At 50.5% G+C, this 13,783-nt stretch carries 10 protein-coding genes and 2 pseudogenes; 7 read left to right on the plus strand and 5 right to left on the minus strand.

Going from position 1 to position 13,783, the window contains the following annotated elements:
• The first annotated feature begins 20 nt into the window (after positions 1–20).
• The 4 genes and pseudogenes from gabD to ESM_RS0109950 all read left to right on the plus strand — a co-directional run bounded on the left by gabD (position 21) and on the right by ESM_RS0109950 (position 4,446).
• Positions 21–1,469, plus strand: a complete 1,449-nt coding sequence (gene gabD / locus ESM_RS0109935; protein WP_000772889.1) for an NADP-dependent succinate-semialdehyde dehydrogenase — start codon at positions 21–23, stop codon at positions 1,467–1,469.
• Between the two features lie 13 nt (positions 1,470–1,482).
• Entirely contained in the window at positions 1,483–2,763 is a 1,281-nt protein-coding gene (gabT, locus tag ESM_RS0109940) for a 4-aminobutyrate--2-oxoglutarate transaminase (protein ID WP_000097664.1), read from the plus strand.
• A 467-nt stretch (positions 2,764–3,230) separates the two neighbouring features.
• Positions 3,231–3,335, plus strand: a pseudogene (locus tag ESM_RS1000000126560) (DUF4942 domain-containing protein); the annotation flags it as partial.
• A gap of 73 nt (positions 3,336–3,408) precedes the next feature.
• The gene (locus ESM_RS0109950) at positions 3,409–4,446 is read left to right on the plus strand and encodes a virulence RhuM family protein (protein ID WP_001280590.1); all 1,038 of its coding nucleotides are present in this window, start codon (positions 3,409–3,411) and stop codon (positions 4,444–4,446) included.
• A gap of 413 nt (positions 4,447–4,859) precedes the next feature.
• On the opposite strand, the gene fliB is transcribed toward ESM_RS0109950, so the two are convergent.
• A complete protein-coding gene (fliB, locus tag ESM_RS0109955) occupies positions 4,860–6,074 on the minus strand; it encodes a flagellin lysine-N-methylase (protein ID WP_001165572.1) in 1,215 nt (404 codons plus the stop codon).
• 186 nt (positions 6,075–6,260) lie between these two features.
• On the opposite strand from fliB, the pseudogene ESM_RS0109960 reads away from it, so the two are divergent.
• Positions 6,261–7,185: pseudogene (locus ESM_RS0109960) on the plus strand (carboxylate/amino acid/amine transporter).
• Positions 7,186–7,188: 3 nt separating this feature from the next.
• Here the strand turns inward: ESM_RS0109960 and nlpA are convergent.
• On the minus strand, positions 7,189–8,007 hold the full coding sequence (gene nlpA / locus ESM_RS0109965; protein WP_000779416.1) for a lipoprotein NlpA: 819 nt from the start codon (positions 8,005–8,007) through the stop codon (positions 7,189–7,191).
• 220 nt (positions 8,008–8,227) lie between these two features.
• Here nlpA and yicS point away from each other — a divergent pair, with 220 nt between their 5' ends.
• Entirely contained in the window at positions 8,228–8,521 is a 294-nt protein-coding gene (yicS, locus tag ESM_RS0109970) for a protein YicS (protein WP_000843473.1), read from the plus strand.
• Between the two features lie 41 nt (positions 8,522–8,562).
• On the opposite strand, the gene nepI is transcribed toward yicS, so the two are convergent.
• The 3 genes from nepI to adeQ form a co-directional block, all read right to left on the minus strand.
• A complete protein-coding gene (gene nepI, locus ESM_RS0109975) occupies positions 8,563–9,753 on the minus strand; it encodes a purine ribonucleoside efflux pump NepI (RefSeq protein WP_001288577.1) in 1,191 nt (396 codons plus the stop codon).
• A 219-nt stretch (positions 9,754–9,972) separates the two neighbouring features.
• The gene (locus ESM_RS0109980; protein ID WP_001517442.1) at positions 9,973–10,425 is read right to left on the minus strand and encodes a DUF1198 domain-containing protein; all 453 of its coding nucleotides are present in this window, start codon (positions 10,423–10,425) and stop codon (positions 9,973–9,975) included.
• Between the two features lie 52 nt (positions 10,426–10,477).
• Entirely contained in the window at positions 10,478–11,812 is a 1,335-nt protein-coding gene (gene adeQ / locus ESM_RS0109985; protein ID WP_010377843.1) for an adenine permease AdeQ, read from the minus strand.
• A 174-nt stretch (positions 11,813–11,986) separates the two neighbouring features.
• On the opposite strand from adeQ, the gene adeD reads away from it, so the two are divergent.
• Positions 11,987–13,753, plus strand: coding sequence for an adenine deaminase (gene adeD / locus ESM_RS0109990; RefSeq protein WP_001065762.1), 1,767 nt, complete (start codon positions 11,987–11,989; stop codon positions 13,751–13,753).
• Positions 13,754–13,783: the final 30 nt, after the last annotated feature.

A 13,783-nucleotide genomic window follows, 5' to 3' on the forward strand; every position in this document is an offset into this window, starting at 1 on the left:
TTTGAAAACAGGATGTAGCGATGAAACTTAACGACAGTAACTTATTCCGCCAGCAGGCGTTGATTAACGGGGAATGGCTGGACGCCAACAATGGCGAGGTCATCGATGTCACCAATCCGGCGAACGGCGACAAGCTGGGTAGCGTGCCGAAAATGGGTGCTGATGAAACCCGTGCCGCTATCGACGCCGCCAGCCGCGCCCTGCCCGCCTGGCGTGCGCTCACCGCCAAAGAACGCGCCACCATTCTGCGCAACTGGTTCAATTTGATGATGGAGCATCAGGACGATTTAGCGCGCCTGATGACCCTCGAACAGGGCAAACCGCTGGCTGAAGCGAAAGGCGAAATCAGCTACGCCGCCTCCTTTATTGAGTGGTTTGCCGAAGAAGGCAAACGTATTTATGGCGACACTATTCCCGGTCATCAGGCCGATAAGCGCCTGATTGTGATCAAGCAGCCGATTGGCGTCACCGCAGCCATCACGCCGTGGAACTTCCCGGCGGCGATGATTACCCGCAAAGCCGGTCCGGCACTGGCGGCAGGCTGCACGATGGTGCTGAAGCCCGCCAGTCAGACGCCGTTCTCTGCGCTAGCGCTGGCAGAGCTGGCGATTCGCGCGGGCATTCCGGCTGGCGTGTTTAACGTGGTCACCGGTTCGGCGGGCGCGGTCGGTAACGAACTGACCAGCAACCCGCTGGTGCGCAAGCTGTCGTTTACCGGCTCGACCGAAATTGGCCGCCAGTTAATGGAACAGTGCGCGAAAGATATCAAAAAAGTGTCGCTGGAGCTCGGCGGCAACGCGCCGTTTATCGTCTTTGACGATGCCGATCTCGATAAAGCCGTGGAAGGCGCGCTGGCCTCGAAATTCCGCAACGCCGGGCAAACCTGCGTCTGCGCCAACCGTTTATACGTGCAGGACGGCGTGTATGACCGCTTTGCCGAAAAATTGCAGCAGGCGGTGAGCAAACTGCAAATCGGTGATGGACTGGAAAAAGGCGTCACCATCGGACCGCTGATCGATGAAAAAGCGGTAGCAAAAGTGGAAGAGCATATTGCCGATGCGCTGGAGAAAGGCGCGCGCGTGGTTTGCGGCGGTAAAGCGCACGAACGCGGCGGCAACTTCTTCCAGCCGACCATACTGGTGGACGTTCCGGCCAACGCCAAAGTGTCGAAAGAAGAGACGTTCGGCCCCCTCGCCCCGCTATTCCGCTTTAAAGACGAAGCCGATGTGATTGCGCAGGCCAATGACACCGAGTTTGGCCTTGCCGCCTACTTCTACGCTCGTGATTTAAGCCGCGTCTTCCGCGTGGGCGAGGCGCTGGAGTACGGCATCGTCGGCATCAATACCGGCATTATTTCCAATGAAGTGGCCCCGTTCGGCGGCATTAAAGCCTCGGGTCTGGGTCGTGAAGGTTCGAAGTATGGCATCGAAGATTACTTAGAAATCAAATATATGTGCATCGGTCTTTAACTGGAGAACGCGAATGAGCAGCAATAAAGAGTTAATGCAGCGCCGCAGTCAGGCGATCCCCCGTGGCGTCGGGCAAATTCACCCGATTTTCGCTGACCGCGCGGAAAACTGCCGGGTGTGGGACGTTGAAGGCCGTGAGTATCTTGATTTCGCGGGCGGGATTGCAGTGCTCAACACCGGGCACCTGCATCCAAAAGTGGTTGCGGCGGTGGAAGCGCAGTTGAAAAAACTGTCGCATACCTGCTTCCAGGTGCTGGCTTACGAGCCGTATCTGGAGTTGTGCGAGGTTATGAATCAGAAGGTGCCGGGCGATTTCGCCAAAAAAACGCTGTTGGTCACCACGGGTTCGGAAGCGGTGGAAAACGCGGTAAAAATCGCCCGCGCCGCCACCAAACGCAGCGGCACCATCGCCTTTAGCGGTGCGTATCACGGGCGCACGCACTACACGCTGGCGCTGACCGGCAAGGTGAATCCGTACTCTGCGGGTATGGGGCTGATGCCGGGCCATGTTTATCGCGCGCTTTACCCTTGCCCACTGCATGGCATCAGTGAAGATGACGCTATCGCCAGTATCCACCGAATCTTCAAAAATGACGCGGCGCCGGAAGATATCGCCGCCATCGTGATTGAGCCGGTTCAGGGCGAAGGCGGTTTCTACGCCGCGACGCCAGCCTTTATGCAACGTTTACGCGCGCTGTGTGACGAGCACGGGATCATGCTGATTGCCGATGAAGTCCAGAGCGGCGCGGGACGTACCGGTACGCTGTTTGCGATGGAGCAAATGGGCGTTGCACCGGATCTCACCACCTTTGCGAAATCGATCGCGGGCGGCTTCCCGCTGGCGGGCGTCACCGGACGTGCCGAAGTGATGGACGCCGTCGCACCAGGTGGTCTGGGCGGCACTTATGCGGGTAACCCGATTGCCTGCGTGGCGGCGCTGGAAGTATTGAAGGTGTTCGAGCAGGAAAATCTGCTGCAAAAAGCCAACGATCTGGGGCAGAAACTGAAAGACGGGTTGTTGGCAATAGCCGAAAAACACCCTGAGATCAGCGATGTGCGCGGGCTGGGGGCGATGATTGCGATCGAGTTGTTTGAAAATGGCGATCACGACAAACCGGATGCGAAACTCACCGCCGAGATCGTAGCGCGCGCCCGCGATAAAGGTCTGATTCTTCTCTCCTGCGGCCCTTATTACAACGTACTGCGCATCCTTGTCCCCCTCACCATTGAAGATGCTCAGATCCGTCAGGGTCTGGAGATCATCAGCCAGTGTTTTGCTGAGGCGAAGCAGTAGCACCGCTCCATGCCGGAGGCGACGCTTTGCGTCTTGTCCGGCCTACGGGAATCCAGGTCGGATAAGGCGTTTACACCGCATCCGACACCCGGCGCACCCATGCCGGAGGCGACGCTTTGCGTCTTGCCCGGCCCTGAGTTAACGTGCGTGAAGATACGTGTAAAAATTAATCGATAGATATTATATGTATAAGGATGTGTATAAATGAATTATAATAGAAAAATATAAACGATTTGAATCAAATGGTTATATGGCAATTTTGACTCCTGTGATCTTCCGCCAATTTGCCTCTTCTGAACTCTCCCGACATTCACAAAACCTCTTCTATTTCCTTATATACCTGGCTTTATTTGTATCCTGTGACCCGTCCTGAATAGCGTTATTTTTGGGGTATCAGGTTAGTTACTGGCGCACATCCCCCTGGATGATGGATTCGTCAAAAGCCGGAGGATGTCATGGCACTCGATTACCAGAAAGGCAGTGGGCATATCACATTCAAGCGGCTGGATCTGGTGGGTAAGATGAATGACATGGTGGCGAAGCACTATCCGTCAGCGTTATCAGCAAAATAACACTGTTCATATGCGGTTCTCTGGCATACTACGTGAGTTATAGCATTGCGGATTTGATTCTAACGGAGGCGGCATGTCAGACAAAGACTTAACCCAGTCCCCAGAAGGCGAATTTATTATGTTTGCCAGCGGTGACGGAGAAGTGCGTGTTGAATGTCGCTTTGAACAAGAAACACTCTGGCTCCCTCAGGCAACCATCGCAAACCTTTATCAGATCACTCCTCAGGCCGTCACGCAGCACATTAAAGCGATCTATGAAGAAGGCGAACTTGACCAAAACGCAACCTGTAAGTCTTACTTACAAGTTCAACAGGAAGGTAACCGCCAGGTAAGTCGCAACAAGCTACATTACAGCCTGCCTGTAATACTCGCTGTTGGCTATCGCGTTCGCTCGCCTCGCGGCACTCAATTCCGTCAGTGGGCAACGCAGACGCTTCAGGAATACCTGATCAAAGGTTTTGTGATGGACGATGAGCGACTGAAGAATCCCCCTGTCGGTTCATCGGTTGTGCCCGACTATTTTGATGAGATGCTCGAACGTATCCGCGATATTCGCGCCAGCGAGCGCCGGGTATATTTGCGGGTACGGGAGATCTTTGCATTAGCTGCTGACTATCAGCCTTCGTTAAAAGAAACCACGCAATTTTTTCAAACCATCCAGAACAAACTGCATTTTGCCTGTACCGGGCATACCGCTGCTGAACTCATTCATCTGCGTGCCGATGCCAGCCAGCCGCATATGGGGCTGACCAGCTATAAAGGTGAAGAGGTGCGTAAGAGCGACGTGACGGTGGCAAAAAATTATCTCACCCAGGATGAAGTCAGCGAGCTTAATCGCGTGGTTAACATGTGGCTGGACTTTGCCGAGGATCAGGCCCGTCGTCGTCAGCAGGTCTTTTTGCGCGACTGGCAGGATAAGCTGGATCAGTTCCTGCAATTTAATGACCGTGAGGTTCTACACGGCGCGGGTAAAATCAGTAAGAAAATGGCCGATGAAAAAGCGCAGACGGAGTATGTTCAGTTTGCCAAACAACAACGGTGCTTAAAAGAGGCCGAAGGCGAGAAGGATATTGCCGCTTTGCTACAGTGGAATAAAGAGTCGAAAAAGTAGCTCAGAATGCCCCCAACTCCATATGCAAAACCATTTGGGGATACTTATGGGGGTTACTCATTTATCCAATTCAAAATATGAATATTAAATCAATAAATTAACCATCAAATACGACCCCGATAATCTTCCGCCAATTTGCCTCTTCTGAACTCTCCCGACATTCACAAAACCTCTTCTATTTCCTTATATACCAGGTTTTATTTGTATCCTGAGGTCAACCGACTTCAACCTGCGGCACGTTATTTTTGGGGGGTCATTGGGGGTATCTTACCTGACTGATCTGGCCGCAATCACCGGGAAATCCTGTTCCCCGATGCTGCTTCATATCGACCTGGCTTTACCTGCGCTAATGAAACAACGGGAGCTGAAGCTGGCATTCCCTGGGATTTCTGGCTTACTACTGCGCCTGTTTTTCAACAAATCAACAGCAAGCAGGAGAGATCGTCCCCGGTATTGATCATGTCGATCGCTTTATCCATCCGCTGATTGATAATTGGCGAATGCAAGGTTTTCTCAGCAAGGCTCGCCACAATCTTCAGCACCGTTGCCTCATCTGGAGTGACTTCCAGCGATATCACACTCAGCAAATGCTTTGTGTAGAAATAGTCGAGGATCAAACGGTAAACCTGGCGCATAACCGTTGAGAAATCAGCCTCAGGAAAATGGCTGTGGTAAATTTTGTAAGTCAGTAAATTGCGCAATACATGCGGAGCGCTGAGGATAGATTCCTGGCAAAGCTGCTGCCACTGCTTGTCCAGAACTGCAAACTTGTCAGCCAGAACCTGCTTATCCGGGCTGTTTGCTACGTCTAAATACACTGCCATCTTTCGATGCGCATCAGCAATAATACGATCCCTGCTGCTCTTATTCGCGACAAGCGAACCCAATACCGTCAGCGCACGCACCTTCAATCCCACCGACTCCGTAGGCGTTGATTGACTCATCAGGCTAATACCTGCCGCCAGCTCGCTTAATAACTCCTGATGGTACTGTTCAGCCTGCACAAAATAGCGGTGCAGATCGAACTCAATACGCTGTAGGTAAACCATAAACTGTGCCAGCGCTATCAGATTCTCTTCAACGTTCAACGATGGCGACTGCAGGAGGTGCCAGGCAAAGAGATGCACAATCTGGTGGATCTGATTAACCGGCTGCCTGGCAGTGAAGGGGGTTTTCGCCTTCGCCAACAGCTCATCCTGTTCGTGCACTAACATGCTGTCGGCATCAAACAATACCAGTCGGGCTACTTCTGGACATGAGAGCACCATCGAATGGCGAGTTGTATCCGCGTAGTGCCTTTTGTTACGTGGATAAGTAGAACAGGTTTCTGAAAGCGCTTCTTCTCCCAGATCGCGATGAACCAGGCAGAGTTTATTTTCATCGAGAAACGGACACTGCCCCTGCGCGTCCAGTTTGATTATCGAATAGCGGCTTTTACCATTTCGCACCCGTAATAGATTCTCTTTCGCCAACTGGGCAATTTTCGGGTGTTGTTCGTTGAGGTAAGTATGATGGGTTTTCTTGTCGATGTGTATATTCCATCCCTGACAGCAGGAAATCAGGCAGTTGGGACCGACGCAGGAAAACTTCTTCACAAACTCGGGGGTTATTACTTTATGGATTTGCATAGCATTCTTCGCGTTTAAAAAGCGAACAGTAGCACGCTGTCAAAAAAAAGTGATAACGCCATAACATGACAGTTTAACAAGCATTTCACTGGTTTTATAAATATGCCTTGCACGAACACGGCCATCCTCGCCATTTTTGCTATCATGCCTGCAACATAAACGACAAAACAGTATGCAGAGGAAAATATGAGTTCCACCAGAAAGGGGATGCTGAACGTTCTAATTGCCGCCGTTTTGTGGGGGAGTTCAGGGGTCTGCGCACAATACATCATGGAGCAAAGCCAGATGTCATCGCAGTTTCTTACCATGACGCGACTGATATTTGCCGGGTTTATTCTGCTGACACTCTCATTTGTCCACGGCGATAAAGTCTTCTCAATCATTAGAAATCATAAAGATGCCATCAGCCTGCTGATTTTTTCCATCGTTGGCGCGCTGACCGTCCAGCTTACTTTCTTACTGACCATCGAAAAATCCAATGCCGCTACAGCAACGGTGCTGCAATTTTTATCACCAACGATTATCGTGGCCTGGTTCTCACTAGTACGTAAATCACGCCCCGGCATTCTGGTATTTACCGCGATTTTGACCTCTCTCGTGGGCACCTTTTTGTTGGTCACCCACGGTAATCCGACATCGTTATCGATCTCTCCTGCCGCGCTGTTCTGGGGGATAGCTTCAGCCTTCGCTGCCGCATTCTATACAACATACCCCTCAACGCTCATTGCCCGTTACGGCACACTGCCCGTCGTTGGCTGGAGTATGCTCATTGGTGGTCTGATCCTGCTACCTTTTTATGCCGGGCAAGGAACAAATTTCGTGGTTAATGGCAGCCTGATCCTGGCGTTTTTCTATCTGGTGGTAATTGGAACTTCACTGACCTTTAGTCTGTATTTGAAGGGCGCACAGTTAATTGGCGGGCCGAAAGCCAGCATTTTGAGTTGCGCAGAACCGTTAAGTAGCGCGCTGCTTTCTTTGCTGTTACTGGGGATCACCTTCACATTACCAGACTGGTTAGGGACACTATTGATTCTTTCATCAGTAATATTAATTTCTGTAGATTCCCGCCGCCGCGCCAGAAAGATTTAACTATCCAGCGCGGTACGGTTGATGATTACCAGCCCGGCACCGCGCCACCGTTAAAGATAGTTTCTGCCGCTTTAGCCACTTCCGGTGATTGATAAGATTGCAAAAATTCCTTCACATTTTCTGCATCCTTATTATCTGCCCGCGCCACCAGAATATTCACATACGGCGAATTTTTATCTTCAATAAAAACGCTGTCATGCACCGGGGAAAGCCCGGTTTGCTGAATATAAGTCGTGCTGATAATTGCCACATCCACTTTCGGATCATCCAGCACTCGCGGTAATTGTGCCCCTTCCAGCTCCATTATCTGCAAATGGCGCGGGTTCCCGGTAATATCCAGCGCCGTTGGCAGTAAACCTTTTCCCTCTTGCAGGGTGATCAGTTTCTCTTTTTGCAGCAGTAACAGCGCACGCCCCAGATTGGTCGGATCATTCGGAATTGCTACTGTCGCCCCATCTTCTAGCTGATCGACCGTTTTGATTTTTTTCGAATAACCAGCCATCGGGAAGACAAAGGTATTTCCCACCGCCACCAGCTTGTAACCATGAGCCTGATTATCCTGTTCAAGGAAAGGGCGATGCTGGAAAACGTTGGCATCCAGTTCACCATGATTTGTTGCATCATTAGGCAGCAATGAGCCACTAAATCCTACCAGTTCAACCTCAAGGCCATACTTCTCTTTGGCCACTTTTTTAGCGACTTCCGCCACATCCTGTTCGGCACCGTTAATTACGCCAACTTTAATGTGTTTTGTATCGCTGCTTTGCTGGTCGCAGCCTGCCAGCAAGATCCCCGCCAGTAATAATGCAGCCCCTGTCCGTAGATGATGTGTTGTCAGTTTCATTTTTTATCCTTTTATTAATGATTACCTGACTATAGCGGTAAGGTCGCTGCGGTTTAAAAAACGAAACGCTATCGATAAGAATAAAAAGGAATAAAAGAGGCATATAAGGTCTGGCACTTCTTACTGACTACACAAGCGCGTTTCGTACAGCATGATGAGAGCGAATAAAGCAAACTACACTTATGCTTTATTCGATGCGCATTTGTAAGAGGTTGAATCCATGAAATCAACGACACTACTGCTTATTTTCACCGTTTTTACTGTGCCAGATATCGTATACGCCGAGTCACCTTTTAGCTCATTACAATCCGCAAAAGAGAAAAATACGGTATTGCAGGATTTGCGGAAAATTTGCACCCCACAGGCTTCATTGTCAGATGAAGCATGGGAAAAGTTAATGTTGTCAGATGAAGGCAATAAACAACACATACGCGAAGCCATCGTGGCGATGGAGCGTAATAATCAGAATAACTACTGGGAAGCGTTGGGTCGGGTAGAATGCCCGGATATGTAAGAGTGGCAATGACCTCTGACTAACGCCTCTTTAACCTGACATCAGGATTTCTTCATTTTCACCTTTGCGGTAACCAACAGTGCGGTAAGCAACATCAACGTACCGGACAATATTAACGGCGAAGTCAGGCCAATGTTATCCAACGCATAACCGCCGATTGCCGCGCCACAGGTATTGGCAAGCTGAATAACGGCCACCTGAATAGACCCGGCTTTTTCTGCTTGATCAGCCAGTGAGCGGGTGATCCACGTTGACCAGCCAACGGGAATTAAAGCAAAGGTCAGCCCCCAGATAATCGCCACGCCGGTAGCAACAATTTTATCGCTTCCCCACAACACCAGTATCAGCGCGCTAAAGGCGAGCACTAACGGTGCGCCCGCTAAGGCCAGTTTTACCGAACGTTTAAGAATGATCGACGAAAGCGATGTACCGACAAAGCTGGCGAGACCAAAACTCAGCAGTACCAGCGTTAAACCATCTACGCCGAATCCCGCCAGATTCATATACACAGGGCGAATATAAGTGAAGAAAGCGAATTGCCCCGCAAAGGACATAAAGATAGCGATCATCCCGGCCATCACCCCCGGACGCTGCAACAGGCGGAAGGTATTTTGCTTCTGATGTGACGGTTCGCCAGGCAGTGAGGGCAATGATTTAATAATCCAGAAAATACACAGAACGCCCATCACTGCCGCCGCGTTAAAGACATTGCGCCAGCCGATAAGCTCGCCTAAAAAGCTGCCTAACGGCGCGGCAATCACCAGCGCGATAGAAACGGCACCGAAGATCACCGACAGAGCCTTCGGCACCATTCGAGGCGGCACCAGCCGCATGGTCAGCGACGCTGACATTGCCCAGAACCCACCCAGCGCCAGTCCCAGACAAGCGCGGCCGATTAACAACATCCTGAAGGAACTGGCAAAGGAAACCAGCAAGCAAGAGAGCGTCAGCAAAACGGCAAACAAAATAACAACGTAGCGACGGTCAGTGGCCTGAATTGTCTGGGTAATAAACAAACTGGCAAACATCGCTACAAAGGCGGTAACAGTCACCGATTGTCCGGCAACACCTTCCGAAATACCTAAATCCTGAGCCATTGGCGTCAATAAACTGACAGGCAAAAACTCAACGATAATCAGGCAAGCGACGCAAAACGCCACCGAGAAAACGGCTGACCAGTTCGGTCGGCTGATGGCACCCGCGCCGCGGTTTTCTGTAATAAATTCACTCATGGTGTTACTCGAGGCATGTTTCAGGGGAAAAGCCGACCACTTTAACATTGAAATGTGTGATGCATTTAACGTTTTTGCAACTTTTACGGTGTCGCATGAGGTAAGGGTAAGATTGAAACGGAACAAGACAAAGATTGCCGGATGCGGCGTGAACGCCTTATCCGTACTCGGTCTGTAGGCCTGATAAGACGCGCCAGCGTCGCATCAGGCAAAGCGGTTTTAATGCAGCCAGTGAACGCCCTCAGTAGGCTGAAAAAACGCGTTATAGCGCATCTGGAAAGCGGTAATTTCCTGCATTTCAGGCTCTGTCTCTCGTAGAAAACCCAGCGCCAGCCTCACCTGTGCATCGGTAATGGGTGCGGCGAGACGGGCTTTTTGCAAAATTCGATGCCACTGATGCAGGTTCTGTTCACTGCCATCGACAATGACAATTTGCCAGATGAGCAACACCTGCGCGGCGTTTTGCAAGTGCGACTCATCCGGGCGATGCAGATAACGTAAAAATTCGTCACCGGCTAATTTTCCCATCTGATCGACCATCGATTCGACAGGCACCACGTCAATATTCAGCCGATCGCTCAGGCGGCGAATCGCTTTTCTGGCCCCGGATGTCAGCACCCGAAAACCAACCACAAACACCACCGCCAGCGTGGCAAGCATTATCCAGATCATGAGTTCTCCTGCGTAAACGGCACTCATGATATCTGGAAACACTTATCAGATACTAATCCACCAGGATGATTTTCAACGCAAATAGCGCCGCTACCACCACCACACACAGGTTCAGATCGCGCCAGCGCCCGGTGCACACTTTCATGATGCAGTACGACATAAAGCCCAGCGCGATACCTTCAGTAATTGAAAAGGTAAAAGGCATCATTACCGTGGTAATAAATGCGGGCACCGATTCGGTAAAATCATCCCAGTTAACGCGCGCCAGACTTGAAGTCATCAACACACCAACAAAGATTAACGCCCCGGCGGTTGCGTAAGGAGGAACCATCGCCACCAGCGGCGAGAAAAACATAACCAGCAGGAACATAACGCCGACCACTACCGCAGTCAGCCCCGTGCGACCACCGACCGCCACACCAGAAGTACTTTCAATATAGGCGGTAACAGAAGAGGTGCCGATAAACGCGCCAGCCACCGAACTGACGCTATCGACATACAGCGCCTTATTCATATTCGGGAATTTACCGTGGCTATCTATTAAGCCAGCTTTATCAGTTACGCCAATTAATGTTCCTGATGAATCAAATAGGTTGATCAACATAAAGGAGAAAATGATACCGGCCAGTTCAAGCGACAATGCTCCGCTCAAATCAACTTCACCAATAACACCGCTAATATCAGGTGGAATGGAATAGATGCCGCTAAAATGAACATCACCAAAAAATAATCCACAGCAGGAAGTAACAACAATAGAAACCAACACCGCGGCGTGAAAATTACGTGATGACAACACGGTTATAATAAAAAAACCTAAAATACCCAACAACACACCATGAGAACTTAAATCACCAATCATCACCAGCGTATCTTTATTGGCGACAATAACACCGGTGTTTTTTAATCCCATTAAGGCAATAAATAACCCGATGCCACTGGTGATACCAATACGTAAACTTAACGGAATGTTAGATATCATCCAGTAACGTATACGAAAAAGCGTGAGCAAAAATAGCCCTATTGCGCCCCAGAATATAGCGCCCATACCGGTCTGCCAGGAGATGCCCATTGCCCCCACCACCACAAACGCAAAGAAGGCATTCAGCCCCATTGCTGGAGCCAGCGCTACGGGTAAGTTAGCAAATATCCCCATCGCAATGCTGCCGATACCGGCAATCAGACAGGTGGTGACAAACACCACTTTCGGATCCATTTGCGCCGCACCGAGAATTTGCGGGTTAACGAAAACGATGTACACCATGGTTAAAAAAGTGGTCATCCCTGCAATCAATTCTGTGCGGACGGTGGTCCCATGTTGCGGCAGTTTAAATAATCGCGAAAGCGTCCCTGATTCATTACTCACGTAATCGGTATTGTCATTATTCATTTTTTTGTCCATTGAAGGAGATTTAATTCCTTGCTTTTGTAAAACAAATGACAACAACGGTTCAGTGATAATTATCACATTTCAATTGCACATTAATGGATATTCTTTAATAATCTCGCGACGTTTCTTTATGATAAATAATAATCAAACTGATAAAATCAAAATGAGAAAAACATGAATAATTCTATTAGCCATAAATTTCATCACATTAGTCGGGGCAAATACCAGGAATTGTTAGCCGTATCCCGTGGAGAAGCCGTTGCCGATTATATTATTGATAATGTCTCTATTCTGGATCTGATCAATGGCGGAGAAATTTCCGGCCCGATAGTGATTAAAGGGCGTTACATTGCCGGTGTTGGCGCAGAATACGCCGACGCTCCGGCTTTGCATCGAATTGATGCTAACGGCGCAACGGCAGTGCCGGGGTTTATTGATGCTCACCTGCATATTGAATCCAGCATGATGACGCCAGTCACCTTTGAAACCGCCACCCTGCCGCGTGGCCTGACAACCGTCATTTGCGACCCTCATGAAATCGTCAACGTCATGGGTGAAGCCGGATTCGCCTGGTTTGCCCGCTGCGCTGAACAGGCAAGGCAGAATCAGTATTTGCAGGTCAGTTCTTGCGTTCCCGCCCTGGAAGGCTGCGATGTAAACGGTGCCAGTTTTACCCTCGAACAGATGCTCACCTGGCGGGATCATCCGCAGGTTACCGGTCTGGCCGAGATGATGGACTATCCAGGCGTGATTAGCGGCCAAAATGCGCTACTCGATAAACTGGACGCGTTTCGCCATCTGACGCTGGACGGTCACTGTCCCGGTTTGGGTGGTAAAGAACTTAACGCTTATATTGCTGCGGGTATTGAAAACTGCCACGAAAGTTATCTGCTGGAAGAAGGTCGCCAGAAATTACAACTCGGTATGTCGTTGATGATCCGCGAAGGGTCCGCCGCCCGCAATCTCAATGCACTGGCACCGTTGATCAACGAATTTAACAGCCCGCAATGCATGCTCTGTACCGATGACCGTAACCCGTGGGAAATTGCCCATGAAGGGCATATCGACGCCTTAATCCGCCGCCTGATCGAACAACACAATGTGCCGCTGCATGTGGCATATCGTGTAGCCAGTTGGTCGACGGCGCGTCATTTTGGTCTTAATCATCTCGGTTTACTGGCACCAGGCAAACAGGCCGATATCGTTCTGCTAAGTGACGCGCGTAAGGTCACAGTACAACAGGTACTGGTGAAAGGCGAACCGATTGACGCACAAACCTTACAGGCACAAGAGTCGGTAAGACTGGCGCAATCTGCCCCGCCGTATGGCAATACCATTGCCCGCCAGCCAGTTTCCGCCAGCGACTTTGCGCTGCAATTTACTCCCGGAAAACGCTATCGTGTCATTGACGTTATTCATAACGAACTGATTACGCACTCCCGCTCCTGCGTTTACAGCGAAAACGGTTTTGATCGCGATGATGTGTGCTTTATTGCCGTGCTTGAGCGCTACGGACAACGACTGACTCCGGCCTGTGGTTTGCTCGGCGGCTTTGGCCTGAACGAAGGCGCGATGGCGGCGACGGTCAGCCATGACAGCCATAATATTGTGGTGATCGGTCGTAGCACCGAAGAAATGGCGCTGGCGGTGAATCAGGTTATTCAGGACGGCGGTGGGCTTTGCGTAGTACGTAACGGTCAGGTACAGAGCCACCTGCCGTTGCCCATTGCCGGGCTGATGAGCACCGACACAGCGCAGTCACTGGCGGAACAAATTGACGCATTGAAAGTCGCCGCCCGTGAATGTGGTCCACTACCGGATGAACCGTTTATTCAGATGGCATTTCTTTCCCTGCCAGTGATCCCCGCGCTGAAACTGACCAGCCAGGGTTTGTTTGATGGCGAGACGTTTTCCTTCACTACGCTTGAGATCGCGGAATAAAAAAAGCCCGGCATCATGCCGGGCAAAAGT

This window comes from Escherichia sp. TW09308 (genome assembly GCF_000208565.1).
GTDB lineage: Bacteria > Pseudomonadota > Gammaproteobacteria > Enterobacterales > Enterobacteriaceae > Escherichia > Escherichia marmotae.

Bases quoted from the DNA above. Each gene is read 5' to 3' on its own strand.
- gabD (WP_000772889.1), top strand. From the start codon at position 21: ATGAAACTTAACGACAGTAACTTATTCCGCCAGCAGGCGTTGATTAAC.
- gabT (WP_000097664.1), top strand. From the start codon at position 1,483: ATGAGCAGCAATAAAGAGTTAATGCAGCGCCGCAGTCAGGCGATCCCC.
- ESM_RS0109950 (WP_001280590.1), top strand. From the start codon at position 3,409: ATGTCAGACAAAGACTTAACCCAGTCCCCAGAAGGCGAATTTATTATG.
- fliB (WP_001165572.1), bottom strand. From the start codon at position 6,074: ATGCAAATCCATAAAGTAATAACCCCCGAGTTTGTGAAGAAGTTTTCC.
- nlpA (WP_000779416.1), bottom strand. From the start codon at position 8,007: ATGAAACTGACAACACATCATCTACGGACAGGGGCTGCATTATTACTG.
- yicS (WP_000843473.1), top strand. From the start codon at position 8,228: ATGAAATCAACGACACTACTGCTTATTTTCACCGTTTTTACTGTGCCA.
- nepI (WP_001288577.1), bottom strand. From the start codon at position 9,753: ATGAGTGAATTTATTACAGAAAACCGCGGCGCGGGTGCCATCAGCCGA.
- ESM_RS0109980 (WP_001517442.1), bottom strand. From the start codon at position 10,425: ATGATCTGGATAATGCTTGCCACGCTGGCGGTGGTGTTTGTGGTTGGT.
- adeQ (WP_010377843.1), bottom strand. From the start codon at position 11,812: ATGAATAATGACAATACCGATTACGTGAGTAATGAATCAGGGACGCTT.
- adeD (WP_001065762.1), top strand. From the start codon at position 11,987: ATGAATAATTCTATTAGCCATAAATTTCATCACATTAGTCGGGGCAAA.